At 64.4% G+C, this 23,957-nt stretch carries 20 protein-coding genes; 6 read left to right on the top strand and 14 right to left on the bottom strand.

The genetic code is table 11. The annotated features are described in order from the left end of the window. Window positions 1-372: 372 nt before the first annotated feature. Window positions 373-1,173, bottom strand: coding sequence for an SDR family NAD(P)-dependent oxidoreductase (locus tag ACPDIX_RS11895; RefSeq protein ID WP_423432016.1), 801 nt, complete (start codon window positions 1,171-1,173; stop codon window positions 373-375). Between the two features lie 157 nt (window positions 1,174-1,330). Between ACPDIX_RS11895 and thrH the strand changes: the two genes are divergently transcribed. Beyond that, complete coding sequence (thrH, locus tag ACPDIX_RS11890; RefSeq protein ID WP_423432015.1) at window positions 1,331-1,936, top strand: bifunctional phosphoserine phosphatase/homoserine phosphotransferase ThrH; 606 nt, start codon at window positions 1,331-1,333, stop codon at window positions 1,934-1,936. 151 nt (window positions 1,937-2,087) lie between these two features. On the opposite strand, the gene ACPDIX_RS11885 is transcribed toward thrH, so the two are convergent. Continuing rightward, window positions 2,088-3,119 carry a sugar phosphate isomerase/epimerase family protein gene (locus ACPDIX_RS11885; protein WP_423432014.1) on the bottom strand — a complete coding sequence of 344 codons (1,032 nt, stop codon included), beginning with the start codon at window positions 3,117-3,119 and terminating at the stop codon, window positions 2,088-2,090. 333 nt (window positions 3,120-3,452) lie between these two features. Between ACPDIX_RS11885 and ACPDIX_RS11880 the strand changes: the two genes are divergently transcribed. The 3 genes from ACPDIX_RS11880 (at window position 3,453) to ACPDIX_RS11870 (ending at window position 6,389) form a co-directional block, all read left to right on the top strand. Continuing rightward, on the top strand, window positions 3,453-4,022 hold the full coding sequence (locus ACPDIX_RS11880; RefSeq protein WP_423432013.1) for a PEP-CTERM sorting domain-containing protein: 570 nt from the start codon (window positions 3,453-3,455) through the stop codon (window positions 4,020-4,022). Window positions 4,023-4,071: 49 nt separating this feature from the next. After that, the gene (locus ACPDIX_RS11875) at window positions 4,072-4,833 is read left to right on the top strand and encodes a hypothetical protein (protein WP_423432012.1); all 762 of its coding nucleotides are present in this window, start codon (window positions 4,072-4,074) and stop codon (window positions 4,831-4,833) included. A 203-nt stretch (window positions 4,834-5,036) separates the two neighbouring features. Continuing rightward, window positions 5,037-6,389, top strand: coding sequence for a glycoside hydrolase family 71/99-like protein (locus ACPDIX_RS11870; protein WP_423432011.1), 1,353 nt, complete (start codon window positions 5,037-5,039; stop codon window positions 6,387-6,389). Window positions 6,390-6,440: 51 nt separating this feature from the next. Here the strand turns inward: ACPDIX_RS11870 and ACPDIX_RS11865 are convergent, their stop codons facing one another. The 12 genes from ACPDIX_RS11865 to cas10 form a co-directional block, all read right to left on the bottom strand. After that, window positions 6,441-7,097: a hypothetical protein gene (locus ACPDIX_RS11865; protein ID WP_423432010.1), complete on the bottom strand. Its 657-nt coding sequence runs from the start codon at window positions 7,095-7,097 to the stop codon at window positions 6,441-6,443. 117 nt (window positions 7,098-7,214) lie between these two features. Beyond that, window positions 7,215-7,616: a hypothetical protein gene (locus ACPDIX_RS11860; protein WP_423432009.1), complete on the bottom strand. Its 402-nt coding sequence runs from the start codon at window positions 7,614-7,616 to the stop codon at window positions 7,215-7,217. Between the two features lie 284 nt (window positions 7,617-7,900). Continuing rightward, complete coding sequence (locus ACPDIX_RS11855) at window positions 7,901-9,775, bottom strand: CRISPR-associated ring nuclease (protein ID WP_423432008.1); 1,875 nt, start codon at window positions 9,773-9,775, stop codon at window positions 7,901-7,903. A gap of 36 nt (window positions 9,776-9,811) precedes the next feature. Next, on the bottom strand, window positions 9,812-10,231 hold the full coding sequence (locus ACPDIX_RS11850; RefSeq protein WP_423432007.1) for a type II toxin-antitoxin system VapC family toxin: 420 nt from the start codon (window positions 10,229-10,231) through the stop codon (window positions 9,812-9,814). Then, window positions 10,228-10,518 carry a type II toxin-antitoxin system Phd/YefM family antitoxin gene (locus tag ACPDIX_RS11845; protein WP_423432006.1) on the bottom strand — a complete coding sequence of 97 codons (291 nt, stop codon included), beginning with the start codon at window positions 10,516-10,518 and terminating at the stop codon, window positions 10,228-10,230. Before ACPDIX_RS11845 ends, ACPDIX_RS11850 begins: the two co-directional genes overlap by 4 nt. Continuing rightward, window positions 10,515-10,865: a hypothetical protein gene (locus ACPDIX_RS11840; protein WP_423432005.1), complete on the bottom strand. Its 351-nt coding sequence runs from the start codon at window positions 10,863-10,865 to the stop codon at window positions 10,515-10,517. The genes ACPDIX_RS11845 and ACPDIX_RS11840 overlap by 4 nt, the downstream gene beginning before the upstream one ends. A gap of 106 nt (window positions 10,866-10,971) precedes the next feature. Beyond that, the gene (gene cmr1 / locus ACPDIX_RS11835) at window positions 10,972-12,168 is read right to left on the bottom strand and encodes a type III-B CRISPR module RAMP protein Cmr1 (RefSeq protein ID WP_423432004.1); all 1,197 of its coding nucleotides are present in this window, start codon (window positions 12,166-12,168) and stop codon (window positions 10,972-10,974) included. Continuing rightward, window positions 12,165-13,607, bottom strand: a complete 1,443-nt coding sequence (cmr6, locus tag ACPDIX_RS11830) for a type III-B CRISPR module RAMP protein Cmr6 (RefSeq protein WP_423432003.1) — start codon at window positions 13,605-13,607, stop codon at window positions 12,165-12,167. The genes cmr1 and cmr6 overlap by 4 nt, the downstream gene beginning before the upstream one ends. A 3-nt stretch (window positions 13,608-13,610) precedes the next feature. Continuing rightward, window positions 13,611-14,000: a type III-B CRISPR module-associated protein Cmr5 gene (locus ACPDIX_RS11825; protein ID WP_423432002.1), complete on the bottom strand. Its 390-nt coding sequence runs from the start codon at window positions 13,998-14,000 to the stop codon at window positions 13,611-13,613. A gap of 19 nt (window positions 14,001-14,019) precedes the next feature. Then, window positions 14,020-14,898, bottom strand: coding sequence for a type III-B CRISPR module RAMP protein Cmr4 (gene cmr4 / locus ACPDIX_RS11820; RefSeq protein WP_423432001.1), 879 nt, complete (start codon window positions 14,896-14,898; stop codon window positions 14,020-14,022). A gap of 46 nt (window positions 14,899-14,944) precedes the next feature. Next, the gene (locus ACPDIX_RS11815) at window positions 14,945-16,366 is read right to left on the bottom strand and encodes a type III-B CRISPR module-associated Cmr3 family protein (protein ID WP_423432000.1); all 1,422 of its coding nucleotides are present in this window, start codon (window positions 16,364-16,366) and stop codon (window positions 14,945-14,947) included. Then, window positions 16,363-18,795 (bottom strand): type III-B CRISPR-associated protein Cas10/Cmr2, encoded by a 2,433-nt coding sequence (gene cas10, locus ACPDIX_RS11810; RefSeq protein ID WP_423431999.1) that lies wholly within the window; start codon window positions 18,793-18,795, stop codon window positions 16,363-16,365. Before cas10 ends, ACPDIX_RS11815 begins: the two co-directional genes overlap by 4 nt. Before the next feature lie 1,327 nt (window positions 18,796-20,122). Between cas10 and ACPDIX_RS11805 the strand changes: the two genes are divergently transcribed. After that, entirely contained in the window at window positions 20,123-20,980 is an 858-nt protein-coding gene (locus ACPDIX_RS11805) for a substrate-binding periplasmic protein (RefSeq protein WP_423431998.1), read from the top strand. A 21-nt stretch (window positions 20,981-21,001) separates the two neighbouring features. Continuing rightward, complete coding sequence (locus tag ACPDIX_RS11800; RefSeq protein ID WP_423431997.1) at window positions 21,002-23,836, top strand: PAS domain S-box protein; 2,835 nt, start codon at window positions 21,002-21,004, stop codon at window positions 23,834-23,836. Window positions 23,837-23,957 lie beyond the last annotated feature (121 nt).

Genomic DNA, 23,957 nt, shown 5'->3' with positions numbered 1-23,957 from the left:
ACCTCATCCTGTACCCGGTTTCCCGTCTCCGAACAAGCCCACGCACAAAATGCGCGCCACGGCGGGCAGGCCCTTCAGCACCGCCACAAGCGCCGCCCAAACGGAACGGCCCGCACCGGGGAACCCAGGTTCCGGATGGCGCCCAAACGAATGCAAGCGCTGAAACCGCATGCTCCTTCCCGCCGACACCGGGAATGTCACGGCCCTGGTGTGCAGAACTCGCACCGGTGGGAGCTCCGCCGCCCGGGTCCGGATGCACCCGAGAGCCCCGCACCGGCCCTGTGCCCGACCGGCCATGCCTGAAATCGCAAGGCTGGATGAGCCCTCCGTGGCCCGACGCAATCCGCCTCGGGCGCCATCCGCCGACCGCCTTCAGGACGAACGCCGGTGCACCTTGTGGACCGACGCCTGGTCGGTGGGTTTGATCACCATCTCGTCAATGCACACGTGGGGTGGCCGCGAGGCGATCCACACCATGGCCTCGGCCACGTCCTCCGCGGTCAGCGGTTGGATACCCTCGTACACCTTTCGCGCCCGTGCCGCGTCGCCCTTGAAGCGAACCAGCGAGAATTCCGTCTCGGCCATCCCCGGATCCAGACTGCACACCCGCAGGCCGGTACCGCAAAGTTCCAACCGGAGCACACGCGTGATCTGGCGTTCGCCTGCCTTGGCGGCGCAGTAGGCCGACCCACCCTCGTAAGCCTCATGCCCGGCCACCGAACCGACGTTCAGGATCACCCCGCCGGGGTTGCCCAACATCAGCGGAAGGGCCGCGCGCGTCACCCGCAGCAACCCCAGCACGTTCGTTTGCAACATCGTCTCCCAGTCCTCGTCACGACCCTCCGCCACCGGGTCCAAACCCAGCGCGCCCCCCGCGTTGTTGACCAGCACATGCAACGGTGCCGCCTCCGCCGTACCCGTGCCCAACCGTTCCCGCACCCAAACAAAAAATGCCTCCACGCTGGCCCTGGAGGTCACGTCCAGCAGGTGCCCGTGGGCTTCCGGTGCCCCGGCCGACCGCGCCTCCGCCGCCACACGTTCCAGTCGCTCGACCCGCCGCGCACCCAGCAACAGCCGCGCGCCGGCGGCCCCAAAAGCCCTGGCAGCAGCGGCTCCAAATCCACTGGAGGCACCCGTGATCAGGACCCATCGCCCGCGCAACCGCTCGTTCATGACATCCCTTGTAAAACACCCACGCCCCGCCAGGCAACGCCGCGGCCCCGGCCGGGCGCCGCCCAGCGCCTCCCGCAGCCACACGGCGGAGCAGGCCCCATCCGGACCACGCCGGAAACTGGACAGCACCCTCGCTTTTCGATGACACTGCCGGCCCGTGAAACAATCATTGGTGACGCTGGATTTGGAGGGAGTCCTGACGCCGGAAATCTGGATCGCCGTGGCCGAAAAGACCGGCATCCCGGAACTGCGGCGGACCACGCGGGATGAACCCGATTACGACCGGCTCATGCGCGGACGCCTGGCCCTGCTGGACCGGCACGGGCTCAAACTCTCGGACATCCAGCAGATCATCGGCACCCTCCGTCCCCTGCCCGGCGCACGCGAGTTCCTCGATGAACTCCGCTCCTTCGTCCAGGTGATCATCCTCTCGGACACCTTCGAACAATTCGCCACCCCGCTCATGCGCCAGCTGGGCTGGCCCACCCTCTTGTGTCACCGCCTCGTGGTGGAAAACGACCGCATCGTGGACTACCGGCTGCGCATCCCGGAGCAAAAACAACGCGCGGTGGCCGCATTCAAACTGCTCAACTACCACGTCATCGCCGCCGGCGATTCCTACAACGACACCGCCATGCTCACCGAAGCCCACGTCGGCTTCCTCTTCCGCGCACCGGAAAACGTGCGCAGGGAGTTCCCCCAGTTCCCCGCCGTGGACACCTACGAGGAACTCCTGGCGCGCATCCGCGCCGCCATGGACTGAACCCCCGCACCGCTCGTCCCGGTTGGGCCCGTTCGACCCTGCCGCTCCAGGCCCGGTCGGCAACGTTCCAGCACGCGCGGCCCTCGGTCCTGAAAAAAACGGGGCGCCTGCCGGCGCCCCGTCACAGCCCGCGTTCGACCGCTCCGGGCGTTCAGGCCCCCATGCCTTCCTCGAACGATGCCGCGGCCATGGGCCACGTGAAATGATCGCGCACGTACTGGATGCCGTTGGTGCTGGTCCAGTCCAGATCCTTGTGCGCACTTTCGGCTTCCACCACCAGCGGTGCCGTGCTGCGTCCGGTCAACTGGCAGTACCGGGCCGGATACCCGATGTGCAGCAGCAACTCCGCGTACCGCTGCATGTTGATCTCACCCGAGGGCAGGTCCACAAACTGCATCGCACGCTTCGGCCAATCCGGTTGCATGGCCCGCAGCGGGAAGCCCGGCCGGATCACATGATTCTTGATGTGCGCCGCATACACCCGCGGACCCACCTTCAGGAACCGCGTCTCCCAGCTCTCACCCTCCCAGCAATGGGACGGATCCGCATTCACCGCCAGGCACTTGTCACCGTCGCAGATCTCCACCAGCGTCAGGAAATCGTCGGCGCACATGGCAGCCGTGCCCGGGTGAATCTCATGACACAAATACAAACCGCGTTCATTGGCCGCCTTGCGCAGTTTGGCGGTCTTCTTGACGAAACGTTCCTTCCCTTCCTCGATCAGATCGTAATCCTTGCCCTTCCAGAAGCCCCAGGGATAACCCGTGGCCACCTCCCAACCGAAGGCCACCCCCCAGAACATGGGCAGGACCTTCACGTTCAGTTCAGCCGCCAGGTCGAACAACTTCAGGAGGTAGGTCTCCGTCCATTTCTCGATTTCCTGGGGAGATTTCCTGGCCACGTCGGCCGGAAGGAACGGCCGAATCGTGGGGCTGCCCGTCCATGCGGTCGTGTGCACCCAGAAGGGACAGTGACAGGAAATCCCGTCCAGCAGGATCCCCACCTCCTCGAACGTGTCGCGGATTTCCTTGGCGCTCTTGAACAGCTTGCCCCCCTCGAGCATGTAGTTGGAGGGCTGCGCCCCGGCAGCACCGGATCGCTTGGCGTATTCCAGGAATTCCCGAAGAGACTTGGCCCCGTGTTGGGCGCCCTCGATGCTAGCGTGGAAGACTTGCTGTGCCATGGTTCGTCCTCTGGTTCGATTGGTTGCAGTTGCCAGTTTCGACGAACCCCAGCTAATCGTCCGCGCCCACCGGAGGCAACCGCAAAGTGCAAATCCGCCGCGAAAAACGGGCCCGCCACGCATGCAGGATCGGAACGCAGGCCCTCCAGATGCCCGCCTCACGACCCGATCCGCCGCAGGGCGCGCCGCCCGGAACCCGGGTCGCTCCCCACCCTTGCCAGTCCCCTCACCCGGCCCGCCATGCATGTCCCCATTTCATGCGACTGGCCGGAGCGCCCCGCCCGGCTACCATGGGGACAAAGGGAAAACCTTTTGGCACCATTGTTCTCAACCATGAAAACGCGCACCTCGCTCCTGGCATGGACCCTGGCCTTGGCGTGCACCAGCCGGGCCGACGTGATCATCAGCACCTTCGAAAACTTCACCTCCGACGCCCTCTACGCGTCGTGGAGCACCGCCACCATCGATTCCGGCCCCACCGCCTACACCATCACCGCGTCCGGCTACGGCAGCAACTGGAAGTACCTCGGCACCATTGACGGTACCGGATACGATTTCCTCCAGCTCACCGTCACCCTCAGCGGAGGGGGCGACGGATTCCTCGGGCCCATCGTCACACTGAAAGATGCCGACGGCACGGCTTACAACTACGCCTGGTACGGCCAGTCCCTCGGCACCCATGTCCTGACCAAACGCGTGGACGAACCCACCTGGACCGAGCCCGGCGGCACGCCGGGACTCGACCTGGCCACGCTCACCCACCTGCATCTGCAACTGGATCCGGGCGGTTACAGCGGTACCTACACGGTCTCCTTCGAAGACCTGCGGCTGGTTCCCGAACCCACCATGGGGGCCCTTCTCGCCCTCGGTGCCATGGCATGGGCATGCCGGCGCCGCGCCTGAGACCGGCCTCACCCGGGTTTGTCCACCCCCGGTAACCTCGGCACTCGCCATGAGAAACCGTTTCTTTCTCGTCTCCCTACTGGCCGCGGCCCTCGATCTGGCCGCCGCGCGCCCGGCCCGGGCGGAAACGGTCATCGCCACGTTCGATGACTTCTTCGCCCTGGACGGCTTGTTCGCCTGGGCCGACGCCACCATCGTGGCAACCGAAACCAACTACTCCATCACCGATGTCTGCTACGGCAGCGGTTACAAGGACATCAACGTGGACGCCAGCGGCGAAACCACCGTGCAGGTGATCGTCACCCTCGACGGTCCGCCGGAAGCAGACGGCCACCTCGGCCCCATCGTCTCCCTCGTGGACGCCGACGGCACCTTCTACAACTACGCCTGGTACGGTCAAACCCGCGGACGCCACGTTCTCACCATGGACGTGAACCAGCCCACTTTCGTCTCCGGCGAGGGATCCGTTCCCGGCTTGGACCTCGCGCACCTGGACTTCTTTCACCTTCAGCTCGACCCCGGGTTCTTCGGCTGCCGCGGCGCCTACACGGTCACCTGGGAAGACTTTCGACTCATCGGTGCCCCCGGCCTGAGGATCAAGGCCTGGGCCTATGACCCGGCCACCGGCCAAATCACGCTCACGTGGGACAGCAAAGCCGGCAAACTTTACACGGTCGAGTACACCACCGATCTGGGAACGCCCTTCGCCCCGCTGGTCAGCGACATCTACGCCGAAGGCAGCGAGGTCACCTACAGCATCAGCCTGCCCGGATTCGACATGCTCTGGTTCCGGATCGCACAACAACCGTGAAATCCGGCGGCCCGTTGCCCAGTCCCGTGTCGCCGGCCGCCCCAACCCGGCCAGGCCCTCCCCGCGCAGGAGCCCCACCGAACCACCCGTACCGCGGTCGCCCGGCTTCCCTTCTCCGCCTGCCGGCCTGGACCGCGGCGCTCTGCCTGGTCTGGCTGACCCCGCAGTCCCCGGCCGCCGAAAAACTCCTGCTGGCCCATTACATGCCTTGGTATACCGCGCCACCCGTCAGCAGCCGCTGGGGATGGCACTGGACCATGAACCACTTCGACCCGGAAACCCGGGACGAACAGGGACGGCGTCAAATCGCCTCCCATTACCACCCCTTGACCGAGCCCTATGACTCGGCCGACCCGGCCATTCTGGAGTACCATGTGTTACTCATGAAACTGGCCGGGCTGGACGGCGTCATCGCCGACTGGTACGGCCCGGATGATTACCTCGATTACGCGCGCATCCACGAACGTACCCTTCGACTGTTCGAGTGGACCCGCCGGGCCGGCCTCTGGTTCTGCCTCTGCTACGAAGATCGGACCATCGGCCGCATGATCGAAGGTGGCTACATTGCTTCCACCGAAGCCGTCCACCGTGCCCGTTCCGCACTCCTGGAAGCCGAACGCCAGTTTCTCAGTCAAACCGGCTATCTCCGCTGGCAGAACCGGCCCGTACTCCTCAACTTCGGCCCCGTCTTCTTCACAGGCGATCAGTGGCCCGCCATCTTTGCCGCGCTGCAACCCTCCAATCAACCCGTGTTCTTCACCCTCGACCGGCGGGTCACCGGCGCCACGGGCGGCTTCAACTGGCCCCCCATGTGGGCCTCCGCCACCAACGGCGGCGTCCTGCACCCCTCCGCCCTGCTCCACTACCTCGATGGCTTCGAACAAAAGGCCTCAGCCTGGAACGCCTTTGTCAGCACCGCCTTTCCCCGCTTCCACGACATCTACGCCCAGGCCGGTGTGGGCCCCTCTTACGGCTATCTGGACGACGCCGATGGGAACACCTTCCGTCTGACCCTTCATCGGGCCATGACCAACGGTTCCCTCCTGGTCCAAATCGCCACCTGGAACGACTTCGGTGAAGGAACCATGATCGAGCCCACCGTGGAGTTCGGCTATCGTGACCTTCAACTGATCCAGGAAGCCCGCCGCACGTTTCTCGACCCCGCCTTCCCTTGCAGGGCCGCCGACCTGGCACTCCCCCTGCAACTGCTCCAGCTCCGACGCAGGGATGCCGACCGCCCACAAACCCAAACCGAACTCGACCTCGTATTCAGCCTGATCGTCCAGGGCGACCTCGCCACAGCCCGCTCACTGCTGGAAGCCATCAGCCGCCGCCGGCCGCTGCTCCGGTCCTGGACCCTCAACGGTGACTCCCTCGAGATCGCCGTCGGTGGTTACCTCTCCGACCAGGGCGTGGAAATCCAATCTACGACCAACCTCTGGAGCGGACCCTGGACCCCGGTAACCCGGAAAACCAACGATCCGGCAGCTGCCACCTTCCGCCTCCCCGTCCCGCACGAAGGTCCACCCCTCTTCCTCCGGGCGCGCAACCTCTGAACCCCAGACCGTCCTCCCACGCCGGCAAAAACCCTCTGCTCCGAAGGTCCTTCATGCTTCTTCCCGCGTCACTTTCCCCAACAGCTCCAGCGCCAGCCGCGACCATAATTCGAACCGTCCGAGCGGCCAGTCCGGTCCCCCCGCCGCCGCAGGTGCCAGCCACTGAAGTTCAGCCAGTTCTGCCCCCGCCCCGGGTGACACCTCCGACACCGAATGCAAAAACACCGCGCCCAGGTGCACCTGACCCAGAAGCGAGCAACTTTCGTGAATCAAACCCAGAAAACGCGTATGGCCGGATGCGGCCGCACCGGGAAATTCCTCCGCCAACTCCCGGCGCAGCCCCGCCCACAACACCGACCGCCAATACTCCAACCCGCCTCCGACCCAACCGTCGCCCGGCGCATCCGCAGGATTCACGTGCCCGCCAATCCCCACCGACCACATCCCGTGCAGCCTCGGCTCGGCCCCGCGCCGGCGATACACGGCCAGTTCCCCACGTCCATTCCGCACCAGTACGTACGGAATCCATTGCTTGCCCGAAGGATCGTGTTCCGCCTCCGAACGGCGCCGCCACCAAGGGCGGATCGGCGCCAGCACACTCAAAAACTCACGCTCCGACAGCGGCACCACACCTTCTTCCGGAAGCCATTCCTCCGGAAGCTCCGCTGTCCGCACGCAAAGAACCTGCTCTCCGTCCCAGTTAACCATCATTCTCCCACACTCCCTCCGGCGCACCTGCCGGCAAACAGCTCAGGCCACGACATCCCCGCCACGGCCCCACCCACAATACCCCCCGCAGCCGGGAAAGCCTCCGGACCCACCAGTTCACGCTGCAACGGGGGCCACGGGCAGCCGGTCGAGCTGGAACCGCGGTTCCTCGACCCGGACCAGGCCATGCCCGGGCAATCCGCCAACAGAACCAAGGTTCTGCTCCCGCCCTGCTACCAGACCGAACACTGCCCGGTCGTGCACCTCCAGGCATCCACCGGTGGCATGACCCGCATTCCCACTCCGCAGCGCGATCAGCCGCTCCCGCCAACCGATGGACGGTCCGGCCCGGGTTTCATCCATCCCGTGTGGAGGGCAGCCGAAAGCTTCGCAGAACAGGGACCGCTCTCCGATGGCCCCGCCCAACCCCAGCTCCAGGCCCGGCCCATCCCAACGGAACAGGTCCACCTCCGGCGAACCCGGCAGATCCACCGACGCATCCGGATACTGCGCCAGCATCCACCGGTTCCCTGCCCCACGATGTTCAGATGCCTGATTGCCGCGGCCGTTGCGCGGACCAGACGCTCACGTGCGCTTCGCTTCATATCCGGTGAGAACCGCCCAGCCCAACGACTCCGCGCATCGCTTCCACCTGCCGACAAGGCACCGGTCTCTGGCAAAACTGCGTAACGTCAAGCCAACCATGCAAGTGCATGCACCCACACTAGCCGAAATCGCGCGAAAGATCACCGTGCTTTCGGACGCCGTTCCGATCCCGCCTGAGGGCTCCCGCCCCCGCCGCATCACAGGGGCTGAAGCAGACCGGCACACCGCCCTGCCAGCCGCAACCTGTCGGTGGCCGAGAGGAATGCAGATTCGATGGCATTGCGCTGCAGTTGCAGGATGTCCAATCGGGTCAACCCGGGACAAAGTCGCGCCGCCAACAGCAGGTTGTCTGTCAACGAGGCAGCGGAAATCCCGATGTTGTCGGTGTTCACGGTGACACGCGCCCCGGCGCGGAGGTAGTCCAGGAGCGGGTAATGATCCGAGGGATTGGACGGATCGGACGGATCGCCCGGCTCCAGCGGGAAGCCTTTGATCTGGTAGTTGGCGTAGGGGCAGAGCTCGAGGCCGATGCCCCGGTCCGCCACCGAACGCAACAGTTCCCTCGATTCCGCCAGACTCAGTGCATGGCCCAACCGGCGGGCGTTCAGGTCGAAGACCGCCCGCCAGATCCCCTCCGCATCGTCGTTCTCACCGGCATGCACCGTCACCGCCAGCCCGCATCGGTGCACCGCGGTGAACTCTTCGCGGAAGTAATGGGCCCGTGTGTGGACGTCCTCGTAACCGGCCAGGTCCACACCCACCACGCGGCACTCGTCTTCATCCGTCCAATGTTCCGCAGCCGTGACGGCCAGGGCCAGATGCCGCGAGATGGCGGCGCGATAGTCGCCGTGTTGGCGGCGGGTGGCGATGAGGATGAGGTTGACGTGGCAGCGAGGCGGCTGGTCCGGAGCGGGGCGCGACTCATCCATGCAGTGCTGAAAGGCTCTCCGGATGTCGGAGAGCACATGCCAGGGCGAACGTTCCGCAGTGGCGTAGTTGGCCGGCGAACACCGGACCTCGGCGTAAAGGACATTCTGTTCGAGGAAGTGTCGGTAGAGCAGTTCGCACTGCTTCTTCAGGCAACCGGTGTCTTTGAGCAGGGCGCTGCCGGTGGCGTCGCCGAGCTTCATGTAGTCGCTGAGCGCGACCGGTCGAGCGGGCAGAGGCCAGTCTTCGGGGAGCGGAGGTTCGTTCAAGGGGGGCAGTTTCCCGGGATGCTCCGCTGCGGCACGCACTTGCCGAAGGAGGTCGCCATGCGTCGCAAAGCCGCCGAGGTGGCAGTGGAGTTCGACCTTTGGCAGCGCGGCAACCCAGCGCTGGTCTTGGTTGGCGTCCGGATCGAGCGGTTCGTGCAGCCAGCTCAACTCCCGCTCGCTCCAGGTGGCCAGTTCGGCGAAGGGCAGTTCGGGCAATCGGTCCCAGGCACCGATGATGCGCTGGGAGCGCTGGACGATCTCGCGCAGATGTTCGCGAAAGCGTTGGTCGGGAGCGGTGGCCCAGCGGACACATCCTTCCTGCCTGGTGATGCGCAGCGGGTATTGGGTGGCGTCGGCAGAGTGGAGTTGCGGCCAGCCGGATTCGGGACCGAGCCGGATCCAGTGGAGATGGCCGTCACTCTTGGCCTGCAGGATCTCCTCGATGGTTGCGGGCTGGCGCGGTCTGCCATCGGCGCCAGAGTAACAATCGTCCGCCAGCACGTGGAAAACCTCCGTCGCGCCGAGCACGGCAGCCGCTCTTTGCATGGCGGCCGACATGGTCTTGAACCCGCCCGAGACGCAGACGAAGCGTTGGTCCGGCTTCGTTCGACTGTCCAGAAACCAGCGATACATCACCTCCTCGAAGCGGAAGTGATCCTCCTCGGAGGTGAAGTCCACGAAATCCGCCACGCGCGTGATCGTGAGCTTCACCGCGGGCGCATGCTGCTGAAAGAACGTGCGCACCAGCGAGACATCCGGCCGTTCGGTCGTGAGCACGTGCACGGCGGCGAACTCCGCACCGGGTAGGAGGACCGCCTCCGGCACGATGGCCGGCGAAGTGCCGAGGGAGATGAAAAGGTGAAGGGGGCGGCTCATGCGACGGTGTTTTTCGCGTGCCGGGGACAAGGCATTTCAGACGACCTCCAGACCTTCGATTTCAGCAGCTTGAGCAAGACGTTGGTCGGCGGATGCGAAGCGCAGTTTTTCGATGCCTCGACCGGCCAACGAGAGCGCGGCGGCCAATTGGAGGGCGTCCGCGGCCCGCAAGGGATGAGTGCGCAAGAGGCGCCGCGCCAGCCGGCGCAGTTCTTCGCCGGGAGGGACTTCCAGCCAGGCGGTCGCAAGCTGGTCGAGGGCCCGGCGTGCCTGGGAGACGCCGCCGGCCGTGAGGCTTCCCTCCCGGAGGCGTCGCTGGAGGGCGGATTCGCACTCCACCGGCGTGCCCCACCACACGACCACCACGGGGTCTTCGCGCAAAAGACGGCCACACTCCGCCGAACCGGGTTCCGTGACCAGGAGCCGCACCAACGCCGAGCTGTCCCAGAAGATCATCGTCCCTCCTCCCTTTCCTCCAGGACGGCTTGGGCGAGGGATTGTTTGGCGGACAAGCGCGGTCGGGGCATGCCCAGGAATGCGTCCACGTCCAGGGAAGATTGCCGGGGCGGGAGAACGGCCCCCTCGGCGATGAGCCGCGCGACCATGTCATCCGCCGCGGATACCGGACACAACAGGGCGACTGGTCGGGTGCGGTCGGTGATGAGGATGGTTTCGCCGCGCTGGACGCGCTTGAGCAGGCGGCTGAGCTGGTTCTTGGCGGTGGCAATATTGGCGCTTTTCACGTGTCCAAGTTGGACATGTCCGTCTGTGCCGTCAAGGTTTCATGGCCCCGGGCAGGCGCGGGCACCCCGCTGGCTGGAGGCTTCTTGCCGGCACCGCCCTCGGTGGTTTGCGGGCGGAGGCGGTGCTGATCGGACGGATCCGGCCGATCGACCGAATCTCTCCGGGTTTGGGTTTGCCGCCGCGCGAGCCTTTCGCCGGCGAATTGTTCGGAGCAGTGGCCCTCGGCGAAGCTTCGTCGTCCGCTACGAGCGGCCATGACCATCTGATCCACCAGCCGCGAGCGGCGATCGAGGAACGTCCCGCAGAACCAGTACGTGGCGCCGTGGATAAGCGTGTCCAGCTGCAAGCTGGCCAGCGAGTAATAACCCCGGTGGGCCGTAATCGTTTGCGGCGGCGGTCGGATCCAGCGGATCCAGCGGATCGCTCGGATCGGTTGTTGGGTGGTTCAGATTTCAAGGGAAAGGGTGCAAGGTTGGGTCGGTTTTCATTTCGTTGTAGAGGTCCAACTTGACGCTGCGCGTTTCATGCCGTTCGCCGCAAGACAGATGGACGGTTTCATCGTCGGGCCACTTGTGCGCATCCACGAAGATGACCAGCGCGCGCCAGTTGCCATGAGCGTCCTTGTGGGGACGTAGCAAGACCGGCGACGCGAAGCGGCCCTTGCCTTTGTTCTTCTCTTCATCCCAATCCCAGTCCCAGTTGACCGTTGCTTGGCTGCGTCGAATAGGTCCATTCGCGCCACCTAAACTGGAAAAATACTGTATGATCGGCAGACCCAAGGCGGGACGGAAACTCTCGCCCCGTTGGCCTGCCGGGTTCTCAGGATCGGGGTTCGGAGCCCCGGTTCCTTGGACATCCAGACCTTCATTGTGATCACGACGAGCATACTTGAACCCACGCTGGGATCGGTTTTCCTGTTTTTGTGCCGGCGGAATTGGGATCCACGTTCTACTGGGTTTATCCCAACGGCGGTTCATTTGCCCATGCTGTCGCCACCCCCGATACCAGCCGAGCAGTGCGGCAGCCGTGCCACGCCAGTTCCGCAAGTTTGGCGCGGGGAGTTCTTTGATTGTGACTCCTGAGGGCTGGGCAAAGTGGAGTAGGGCTTGCTCCAAGGCAAGATGTGGCTCCTTCAGTTGCAACGCACCAAACGCTCGACGACCCCGGAACCCTAGGCAACCAAGGTGAGCCCACACGGCGACCAGTGCCAGGATGGACTCCCAGAGTTGCGGACTCCCACGCCACAGTATCTGGATGCTGAATTCGGTGTGTTCGGCGAACTTGCCCCGCCGCGCGTCATTGTCCTGGAAAGGCCGCAGCGGAAAGAGGGCGTATCCCAAAGGTGTGTTCATACCCGCGTCCATGTCATCTGCGTTCGCGGGCACGCTCTCGGGCTGCGGCGAAGTGACGCGAACAAGCAGCTTGCCAGCCTGCCCAACGTCACCAGCCGTGCTGCCAAAAATGAGCGCTTCCTGGTCACGGACGGACATGCCTTGGTTAGACAGCGATTTGAAGCCGCCCAAGGTACGAAACCACCAGCGGAGCTGGCCTCGGATGGACGGAGCGCGGATCTCGGCCTGCTTTTCGGGTTCGGCCCCGCCGCAGAAGCAGGGCGTGATAAGTTCGAGTTGAAAGGTTTGGGTTTTCATTTGGGCATCTTCTCGTTGTTCTGCTTGGCACGCTTGAACATGTCCTGAACCAGGGGGCCCCATCGCTTTCTCTCTTTCTGTTTTCCGGTCTCGGAGAGTTGCCGGAGGTTCCGCCACAGGTCCGGTCGGCGATCTTTGAGTAAACGGTAAACAGCCGCTTGCTGGAGTTCGGAGAGTTTTGAATAGTTCAACAAGTGATTCTTGAGCTGGTCTTCACTCATTTGGTCCAGTTTGTAGTCTTCCTGCTGCTCGGGCGTCAGGTCTTTGAGTTTCGCTTCGAGTTCGCGCTTCTTGCGTAGCCGTTCTTCTTCGGCCGCCTTCGCCTTCTGCCGTTCCTCCTCCTCGCGACGCCGCTTTTCCTCGGCCGCAGCTTTCTTTTTGAGTTGGTCGTTGACGGCGGTCTGGATTTCGTCTGAACAATCAAACCACCCGTAACCCGCGTTGGTCTTGGCGCCGAGACCGAAGGTTTCCAAGCCTTGGGCGAGCCAGGTGCGGGCTTGTGTGAGGAGGTCGTTGTCTGCTCCGCGCAGTGGGGCAAGGGCGAAGGCGAAGACGTGGCCGGGAGCGACTGCGGGGAAGACGACCGGGTTGGGGTCCTCGGTGTCCGACGCCACTTGGCGATCACCGCGGTAGTATTCCGGGTGATGGCAGGTGACGACGTCCAGCTCGAGCGTGCCGAGCCGTGGGACTTCGAGGGGGAGCCCCTGCACCTTGCCGGTCTGGTCGAGGTCCACCGGGTAGGCGGGGAGGAAGCTCACGGTGCCGGCAAAGTTGGGGAGGTCATTCCACGGCTCATTCGGGTGTTTGCGCACCCGGACGTTCAGCCGGTCGAGAAGTCGAGTGGCCACTGAGACGGCCACTTCCTGCCATAGTTGGTGGCGCGCAGCATCGGCAGACCGGTCCCCGGAATCTTGAGCCATCGCCCACCAGAAATCCGAATAAGGCTCCGTTTCGATCTGGCGGCCGTTGTGCCGCTTGCGCTTCCGGCCAGCCTTCCAGTCGGTGTCACCCCAGCCGAAGATCAGGGCTAATCTGAAAAGCAGATCGGCCTTGGCTTGGGCCCCTTCGGTTTCCAGGAGTTGCTGGGTGGCCATCCGCCGGGCGCAGCCTTTGACAGCGCTGCCGGGAATGTACGGCATCCCAAACCGGTCGAGGCACAGTCCGGCGTTTTCCATCACGCCGCCAGCCATGTTCACCATGAGGCGGGATCGGAGCTGGGCGAACAACGGCGTGGAATCCAAGCGGGAAATGATCTCCGGCCAGGCCTTCGCTTTGGCGGAGTTTGCGGTTTTGTCAGCAACCCGCTTGAACCATTGGCAACGATCCTCTTCTCTGGCATCCGGAGCGGCGAAGCGATCGAACAGCACAGAACGGCCATCCGGCAGCTGCGAATGGCGGGAAAGCAACTCCCGGGTGTCTTTTGGCAAAAGTGCAGGCATGGCTCAATCCCTTCGGAAGCGTTTCAGGTAACCGAGGTAGGCCAACGATTCGTCGGCAGCCTGTTGCAGAACTAGGGAGTCATTGGCGGTGAGGATGCCGATGAAATCGTCCAATGTGTGCACCGTCTGGTTAAAGAGCCGGCGCCCGTCGTCGCCCTGGCTGGAAAGGTAGCGGCCAATCTCCTCCATGAAGGTCTTGTAGCCCTTACCCTTTTCCTTGGCGAAGGCGAGGGTTGCGAGAAGGCCGTTGGAGATGATCAGCGAAGAGAGGCCGCGGACGACATCGCCGCCTTGTTCACCGCGGACCTCCTCCAATCGACGGCGGCCTGTCTCGTCGGTTGGATTCCAGAACCGGTGTGCGTGGAGGGCACGGATTTGTTCAAGATTCTTCATGGCTTTGGCTCCTTTCTGGTCAGGCGAGTTTGACGGTGCAATAGCCAAGGCCGGTGGAGGCATCGCCGCCGAATTGGAAGACGTTCTTCCGTTGATCCACCTTTTGCTTGAAGGCTTCAAGTGCCTCTTCGGCCGTTTTGTCTCTGAACTGGGCTCCGCGGCCTTGGAAAGCGTGGAGAACAGCGTAGAACAGGGTTTCGCTGGGGACGTTTTCCTGGTTGAAGAGGGCACCGCTGGCGGCGGTGCCGGTTTCGTCGTCAATCCGGACGTGCTGGGCGACTTCGCAGGCGTTGCGGGCAAAGTAGCTCATCATGCCGTCGCTCAGGATGACGAGCCGGTTGTCCACCTCTTTCCAGACGGGGTCGTCGAGAAGGTTGGCGAGCGCGTTGGCCAAACCGCGGGGGAGGTCACCGGCGTGGGCGAAGGTGTATTCTTCGAGGACAACTTTGCCATCGATGGCGAGGGGGCCATTGGTTGCAAACAACGCTTGCTCGTCCGATGGACCGGACAGCTCGGACAGATTTACGTCAATGGCGCCGTCTCGGTAGGCGCGTCGCAGAACGAGGGGGCTGGTGATCCAAGCGAAGCTGCCCCTGGCGCTGCGGATGGGGAAGGCCAGGAGACGGGCCTCAGTGAATTGGAGGGCCCCGGCGGCACCCTCGGTGCCGGCGCCCAAACCGAAAAGCCAGTTGCCTTCTGGACCCCGGTTGAGTTTACCGTCGCCGTTGCGTTCATTCCACTCGTCCGAGAAGGTGCCTTTGAGGGACGAGGCGGGAATCACCGGAAAGCCGGTGTGGCGTTCGCGGATGATCGGTTGGTCAATGGCGCCCACGCTGGAGCCGGCGCCGACGTGCAAGGGCGTTCGAGTGAATATGTAGAGGATGCGTTTCGTGTTCATGGGTTTTGGGTCTGTTCGGTTTCTCAGATCAGTCAGATCGGTCAGATCAGCCGGCCCGGTCGGATGCGGCCGGTCCGGGGTAAAACTGCCAGGTGCCGCAGACGCCCAAGCCGTAGCCCTTTTCGCCCAGGAGCGTGCTGCGGCGGTTGACGATCGCGCGGCCGGAGGTGTTGCCGTGCCAGTTGAGTGCGGCAGCCAGTTGAACTGCAGCCTCGGCGGTGTCGGCCTCGAAATAGTAGACAGCACCGGCAGGGACGGCCAGATGGGTGGATTTGGCGCCGCCTTCCGGGCGGTCGGAGTCGTTCGGCAACGCCCAGCCGGTAACGGGAATGGGCTTGGGCACGATGGCCGCCACGAGGCGCGCGCTGACGGAACGCATCTCGCGGACTCGCTTGCGCCATGCCTCCCGACCTTCGCCCTCGCGACGGGTCGTATCACCCGCCTTGAGAAGAACCGCGCCGGTTTGCGAATCAATCCAGTTGGGCAACCAACCGCCCGGATGCGGCTGTTTCCCTTCGCCGGACATCTCGGGCCAGATGGCCGGCGTGAGGAGGACCCACTTCACGGCGAACTTCCCGTTGGAAAGCCGCACGAAAGCATCCGGATGATGAAGCCCGCACGGCAGGGGCAGCGGTTGCGGTGCGTCGCGGCGCATGGCAGTGCAGAGGCGTTGCTGGCCCCCGACCACGATGGATTGCGGATGGTCGTTGAGCAACAGGCGGATGAGATCCCGTTTGTTGGCAGGGTCGCCGTTCACCTTGTCCATGGCCTCGGCGAAAAGCCCGAGGCGATAGCCCTCGCGCAGGCGCAGGTAATGGGCCGAGTAGATCCTGCCTGCGGCTTCGCCTTGGCCCGTGGTCTGGGTTTCCGGATCGATGGCGATGCCGATGGTTTGCTCGGTGTCGGCGAGGGCGGAGTCCGGGAGGTAATGCGACCGATCGGACGGCGCGCACGGACCACCGGCAAGGTAACGCTGGTAAGCGGCTGTGGAAATCCACGGTTCGGCGACCGTTTCCTTGGCGGGCGGCTGGGTATTGGCGACCGCGTAAACCAAGGGTGCGGGCAGTGAGCTGGTGTCGCGCCAGTTGCCTGATACGGGGTGAAGGGCGACCGCCACGGTGCCCGCCCGGATCGTGTCCCTGGGGCGGGGAAAGAACCAGAGGGGCGCAGGCAGGGACCGGCCTTGCTCGTCGGCGACCGCCACGGGAAACGGCCCGGCGGTGGTCAGGCAGCCGAACTTGCGATCTCGTTGATTGCCGTACCTGCCGCTACGCCCACTGCGATGGGCATGAACGCCACTGAAGCCGGCGCGATGCAAAGCCGCGTGGAGAGCGTGGTTGGTGACGTCCGGCAACGGCCAGGCGGCCGTATGTCCGGCGAGCGAACCGGCCATGGGCCGGCCGTCGCGGAAGAAGAGGACGTCGGTCGGTTGGAGGAGGACTTGGTGCAACGTGCTGCGTGTGTTCATGGCGTGGGTTGCCTGTCGGCGGGTTGCGGGATTTCGGATTCGAGACGGGACGCGCGGGATTGCGACCCGGTGTGAGCGTCCTTTCGGTCGAAGAGGTTGCGCGCGATGAAGGTCGCGGTCTGGCAGAGGCCCATGAGGGCTTGCACCTTGGCTTCAGCTGAGGAAAGGCCCTGCAAGTAGTTGTCAAGGGCCTCCTGAATCTTTCCGACCGCCTCGCGGAGATACCGTTTCCCGCGCTGGCGGTCGGCAGCCACGGCAACTTCGCGGGAAAGGATGGCATCAGCCACCTCGGCAAAGTTCGCGACGGGCCGGACGGCTCCCGGCTTGTCCGTGGTTTCGGCCTGGTAGCCATCAATGAGTTCGATAACGCGATGCGGGAACTTCGCGCTCAGCACGTCCTGATGCAGCGCCTCGATCATCCGCTGGCAGGCGTCGAGGCCGCCGCTGTCCCATCGGCAGCCCCAGTGGATGGTTTCGCCGGATCGCTTCAGCAGCGTGACGGCCACGGCGGAGCGACCGAGATCTTTCTTGGCCCGTTTCTCGGCGGCTTGGGCTTCGCGGACGGCATCCTGCAAGGGATGGCTGAAATGGGCGATGGCGAGGCCGACGGAGGCGCCGGCAGCGGGACCGGGCACGATGAAAGGAATCGGCAGGTCGTTCTGATCACGGATATCCTCCCGCGCCAAGCAACCGGGAGCGATGTGCCGGAACAGGCCGGTTCTCGCGGCCAGCCTCTGATAACACCAAGGTTTGCGGCGAGCCTCCTCGTCGGCCTTCAAGAGGCGGCTGGCGGCCTGGCGGAGCATCTCGGGCAGGCGGGCATCACCCGTAAACGCGAGTTGCAAGGCGCGGGCGCATTCGAGCGCCGTGTCGGCGGGCAGCAGCGCCACCACGTCATCGCCACCGGAGTAGATCAGCCGGCCATCATAGATCTCGACGATGGGCCGGGCGCAAAGGAGGGCGAAGTTCGTCAAAGCCTCGCTGAATTGCAGGTGATAAGAAGGCGACACGGGGCGACGGGTATTCAGGAGCTCTTTATACCGGTTTCGCAGCGTTCCCTGGCCGTCCGGATCGGATTCGCGCTGGAAATATTCGAGCGCGCCGGCCGGGTTGCCGCTGCTGTCGGTGTAGCCGGCCAGTTGCTTGGAGAACGGCGGGCACTTGTCGCCGGCCACCCATTTGCCGATCTGGTCGCCGTCGAAGGCCAGCACAGCGAAGTAACGGTCACCGGCCTGACCTTCGACATCGGGTTCGTCGTCGGCGTTGCTGAAGGGGTCGTGGCGGGCCAGGCCGTGGGTGTTGGGCATGCGCAGCGGGTGCAGGCCGAAGTTCGGCTCCAGATAGGTCAGGTCCCACAACCGTTTGATCAGAGTGATCGCGCCCAGCCAATCGTCGTGTTTGAACCGCCTGGCAAGCAGGCTGTGGTTTGGCTCCGAGGCCGCCCCCTCTGTGACTCCGGCCAGTTGTTTGCATCGCGCCAGCCAGACGCGCCCGCCGGCGACGGCTTCTTCCTTGCCGGTGAGGCTGTCCTTACTGGAGGCGGCGCCGACGCGCCAGCCGCCGTCGCTCCAGGCGTTGAAATGGCGGGTTTGGCGGACGGCATCGAGCTGCCAGGAGTTGAGCGCGGTCAACAGCGCCCAGGCCACGCCGATGTTGTTGAGCCGGGTCTTCTGGTCGTCGGTGTAATACCGGCGGTCGCGGTGGTCTTGCGGCATCTTTTCTTGGGCGGCCTCGATCACGGTTTCAACCCGCTGAAGCAAGGTCTTGCCGTTTTTGCCGTCCTCGTCGGGGGCGAGGGGAAGCTGCTTCGCCAACTCGATGGCCTGCTCGGGTGTTTCCGGCCACGGGGTGACCTGCCAGGCGGTGGAGAGGAAGCGTTCGATCTGACGATCGAACCGAGCCTTCCGATCCACCCCGGCAAAGGCGTGGTCCTCGGGATTGTTTGTCAGGCCGGCTTGCTCGCAGGCGTTCCAGACGGATTGCGCGATGCGGTTGAACTCGTCGCGAATGGCCTTCTCGACCTCCCGGGCGATAGTGTCGCCGCGTTGGGCCGAAACAAGCGCGAGGAAAACGTTGGGCAGGTTGGGTGTGAGCAGGTCGCGCTCCTTGTCGAGCGGCTCAATGGATTCCCACACCGGCCGGTCGCCGATGCGGATCTTGCTCCACAGATCCTTCCTCCAATGCAGGTCGAACAACGGCTGGCCGCGCAGCGAGGGGTAAATGACCGCGTCCGGGCCGGCCAGCTCGGAGAACTTTTTCAGCCCGGCGGCCATGAGCCAGGAAAGCAGGTAACTGCCGCTCCAGAGGTCCCTTGTGCTGCGGGCCTGGGCGATGAATTCCTGCACCGGACCGAGCTGGAACTTCAGGAAGGCCGGGCGCCAGACGTTGTCCTCGTCCACACAGCCCGCCAGCGCCGAGACCACCTGCATGTGCGTCCAGATTGTGTGGTCCGGCAGACGGGTATCCGCCGGCAGAAATGCGAATCGGTAATCCTTCTCGATGGCAAATCTCGGCCAGCATCGCCAGTGAGCAAAGAACCGGGCCCGCCACATTTTGTCGTCTGGCCAATCCTCAGGGATGAAGCTCAACGCCGGCTGGACCGAGTTTTCGCCTTCAAAGCCCTCCTCCACCGAGCGAAACTCGGCATGAAACGGGACCGGCTCGCCGCTGAGCGGGTGGCGGAAGGCGTTCCGGACGCCGTCGAATGCGCAGCTCAAGCCAGCTGGCTGCGAACTCGGAAACGGGAACCGGTCGGCGGCGGCGCCCGTGTGGTCGGCGTGTTTGAAATAGTCGCCGATCTCGGTGTCGGTGAACCCTGCCTGGCGAAAGGCCGCATCCGACCGTTCACCGTGAGTCCGGATGTCAAGGCACTTGCTCGGCGGATCGTGCAGGTAGGCCGCCAGTTTCCGTTTCCAAAACTCGGCATTCATATCGCTTGCCATGGCCTCAGTGTGGGTCGTGTACGGGGACCGTGCCAGTTTTCGGACCTCCGCGGACCTCCGGACGAAAAACCGGCCGGCACGTCCGGGAGATTCCGGGAAAACAGAAACGCACCGCAGCCCGGGAACCTGTATCCGCAGACATCGGGTTGGACCCGGTCACCCTCCAACCCTGAGGACCCAGGCACCGAATCGCAGTGCCCCCCATTAGCCCGCCCGAGGTTTCGAGACTCTCCGCACAGGCCCGTCCCCGGCCGTTTCTGCGTCCGGGAGGGCACACCGGATCGGGACCGCCGTAAGGATGCGCCGCCGGCGTGACCTGGACTGCGGGATTTGCGCGTTGGCAGAAGAAGAAGCCGGTTTCGGAAACAGCGCGGCCCCTGTGGGACCCGTTGCCATTCATCCATGCCTTCGCGCTGAAGGGGCGGAGCTGCACGGCGTCGGCCGCACGCTTACCACGCATGCGCTCCGGGGTCAAGGAAGAACCCGGAGGATAACCCAGGGGACGCGACAACCCCGCCTGGGCCGGGTCTGTTACAGCCCCGTGGATGGGTGAAAACCAACCAGCTGGAGATCCGCCGGAGGAACCATCCGCAGTTAATGACAGGCCTGCGCCACCGGCGCCTCTTGGTGGGACACCCCTCCAGCCGGACGGCACCCGGAAGAAACGGTCTGAAACCGGGACGTGACAGATTGTCGCATGTTTGGCAGTCTCGAAGGTGGCGACGGACCCCGGCGCGGGACGCAACGGGCAGGGCGGGCCGGTCCGGTTGGTCGTTCGAGACCGACTCGCATCCCACCGGGCAGCGCGCTCAACATGACGTGGCGACGGGCCATTGCTCATCCCGGTTGGCTCGCACTGGTAGGCCTGGCTGCCCTGCTGTGGAGCCGGCCACTCTGGTTTGCATCCCCGCACACGCTGAAAGACGGACCCCGTCCAGTCCGTCGCGACCCGGGGATCCTTTGGGTGCACTATCACGAAAGGCCACCCTACTACATCACCACTTCAACCGGATTGACGGGGCTGTGTCTCGAGCCGGTTCGGCGCGCATTGGAGGAATCCGGGCTGAATCACCGGTGGCAGCTCACACCTCCCCAGAGGCAGTTGTACTGGTTGCAAACCCGAACCTGGGAAGCCCACGCCGCCGTGGGCTGGTTCCGACTTCCCGAGCGGGAAGCATGGGGCCGCTTTTCCGTGCCCGTTTACCGGGATGGCCCATGGGTGGCCGTGGTCCGCCGGGAAGAATCGCGCGTGGGCACGGCATCCGCCCTTGCGGATCTGTTGGCAACGACCGGCCTGACCGTGCTGCGACGCGTCGGATACAGTTACGGGGAATGGATCGAAAACGGGCTTGCCAGCGCCCGGCCTGTGCAACGGATGTATTCAAGCGACACCGTGCAGATGTTGCACGCTCTGGCTGCCGGCAGAGGCGACTGTCTCTTCATGGCCCGGGAGGAAGCCGAGACCCTTCTGAGCCTGAATCCTCATTTGAGCAAAACTCTCCGGGTGGTGATTCTGACCGATTCCCCGACGGGGCTGGAACGGCACGTGATGTTCGGACGGGGTGTCCCGGAGAATTGGATCCGGCGGTTCGACGACGCCATGAGGCGCATCCTTCGGCAGGGGCCGGGACGCGAAGACGCCCGGGAGCGGCAAACCTCCGATGGAGGATGAAAAATCTCAACTCCGAGACCCATGAAGTTCCCGAGCAGAAAGACGACACTGTGGAGTACGGCAGTGGCGGCACTGATCGGATACGGTGCCTGGATCTGGTGGTACGAAGGCGAGGCAAGGCGCGTGGCCCTGGCGGATCTGGAGCGCCATGCCGCCGTGGTGGCACCCGCGCTGTGGCACCTGGACCCCGCCATGTGTCGGGACTATCTCCAGCTGGCGGCATCCTCCAAGGGTTACCAATACTTGCGGGTGGAGGATGAAACCGGAACCCCCTTTGTGACCTGTCAGGGGCAGCCGTTGGGCGGGATGGACGTTGTCCTGCACCGGTTGGGGCTGATTCCGGCGGTCTCGTTTCAACGCCCCGTCGTTCATGAGAAAGACGTCCTGGGCCGGATCGTGGGTGTGTGGTATGTGCGCACGGTTTACGCGGAGGTGTTGGCGCTGTGCGGTCTGATCGTGGGGCTGGTCCTGCTGGAGCGGCATCTCCAGGTTCGGGAAATGCGCGATCGGCTCCAAGGCCAGGTGGAAGATCGAACGCGGGAACTGGCGGCGGCCCATGCCGCACTGGCGGCCCGGGAAGCCCAGTATCGCAGTTCCGTGGAACAGAGTCCCGACCTGTTCTGCCGGTTCACCGCAGATGGAACACTTACCTACGTCAACCCGGCCTACTGCCGGTTCTTCGGCAGGAACCCGGATGAACTGGTGGGCAGCCGTTTCCTGTCCTTCATCCCTGAAGAGGATCGTGCCCCGGTGGAGTCGGTCCTTCGAGCACGCTTGAGACCCGACATGGAGCCCCTGACCCTGGACCACCGGGTAAGGGCGGCAGACGGCGAGCTGCGTTGGATCCGTTGGACCAACAGCGCCATCCGGGATGACCAAGGGCGGTTCCTGGAATACCAGGCCATCGGCCACGACATCACGGAGCAGAAACGGGCCGAGATGGATCTGGTGCGGAGTCACGAGTTGTATCGGCGTGCCATCAGCGCCGCCGCGGCCGTACCGTACGAGATTGACCTGGTTGAAGATCGGTATCTGTTCGTGGGTGAGGGGATCCGGTCGTTGACCGGGTACGCTCCGGACGAATTGGCGCCCCGGGAGCTGTGGAATCTGGCGGAGGAGATCGTTTTCCTCGGGGCGTGCGCCGGGTTGAACCTGCAGGAAGCGTTCCAGCGGCTGACCGCGGGCCGATTGGAACAATGGCGCGCTGATTACCGGTTGCGCACGCGGGCGGGTGAGATCCGATGGATCTCGGACACAGCAGTGCCGACCCTGACAGAGAATGGGCAGGTCCGGGGGATGTTGGGGATACTCCTGGATATCACCGACCGTCGCCGGATGGAGGAGGAACATGCCCGGCTGGCGGCAGCGGTGGAGTCGGTGGACGAGGCGGTGTTTGTCACCGACCTGCAGGGCGTGATCCTCTATGCCAATCCGGCACTCGAACGGGTGACGGGATATGATCGGAACGAGGTGATCGGCCGGACGCCGCGTATCTTCAAAAGCGGGAAACATCCGCAGGCCTTTTATCTCCAGATGTGGGCGACGATTCGGGAAGGCCGTTCCTGGACCGGCCGCGTGACCAACCGTCGGAAGGATGGCCGTTTGTACGAGGCGGAGTTGACCATTTCGCCCGTTCGGGACGGCTCCGGCCGGCTCACCTACTACGTGGCGGTCAGCCGGGACATCACCCAACAACTTGCGCTGGAAGAACAGTTGCGCGAATCGCAGAAACTGGAGGCCATCGGCCGCCTGGCCGCCGGTGTCGCGCACGAGTTCAACAATCTGCTCACCATCATCCAGGGCAACGCCCTCTTGATGGACCGGGATGCCCTTTCACCGGAGGACGCCACGTGCGTGGATCAGATCGTTCACGCCACGCAACGGGCCGCCGATCTGACCCATCGCCTGTTGCTCTACAGCCGGAAGAAACCCATGCAGATGCGCGCCGTGGATCCGGGCGATCTGTTGCTCCGTGGCGCGCGGATGCTGGAACCCCTGCTTGGCGAAAGGATTCGACTGCGATTGCATCTGGGGAAGGACCTGCCGGTGCTCCGCGCCGACCCCGCATTGCTGGAACAGTTGCTGATCAACCTGGCGGCCAACGCGCGCGATGCCATGCCGGACGGTGGAGAGCTTTTCGTAAGTGCCGAAGTGTGCGAACTGAGCGAACGGGACAGAATGAACCGTCCGATGGCCGGTCTCGGCCGGTACATTCGACTGACCATCCGTGACACGGGTGTCGGGATTCCACCCGAACACATCCCGCATCTGTTCGAGCCGTTCTTCACGACCAAGGACGTGGGGAAAGGCACCGGCCTGGGGTTGGCGGCGGTGTACGGGATCGTCCAGCAACATCGCGGCTGGATCGAGGTCGAGAGCCAGGTCGGAGGTGGGACAACGTTCCGCATCCACCTGCCTGTGGCGGAGGAGAGCCAGCCCGCGCCGCCCACGGAGCTGGAGGTTCGTGATCTGCCCCGGGGCGGCGAGGGTGTCCTCGTGGTGGAGGACGAGCCTTCGCTGCGCCGGCTTACCGAGACCTTGCTGCAGCGTTGCGGGTATCGCGTGTGGTCGGCATCCGATGCCCGTGAGGCGCACAAGGTATGGGAACAACATCGGGCGGAAATCCAACTGCTGCTGACGGATCTGGTGCTGCCGGGCGGGAGTTCCGGGGCCGACCTGGCGGCACAGTTCGCGGCACAAAAGCCGGAACTCAAGGTCCTTTTCACCAGTGGCTATTTCGAAGCCCAGTTCCATGGGGCCCTCAACCTGATCGAAGGGGACAACTTTCTCCCGAAGCCCTACCGCCCGCGACAACTGGCGGAAATGATCCGGGCGCGGCTGGACCGCGGCAGATAGAGAGACCCGGTCCGGCATGCGGGCGCGCACCGTTCAGGCGGTTGGTAAGAATGACTGTCCGGCCGCATTCGGACCTCTCTACCGGCCGCAACGCCGGGAGCCCGCCGAAAAAGCGGTTTCC

The sequence above is a fragment of the Limisphaera sp. 4302-co genome, assembly GCF_049537155.1.
Classification (GTDB): domain Bacteria; phylum Verrucomicrobiota; class Verrucomicrobiia; order Limisphaerales; family Limisphaeraceae; genus Limisphaera.
The sequence above is the reverse complement of the archived record's forward strand: the minus strand, read 5'-3'. Positions and strand labels throughout refer to the sequence as shown.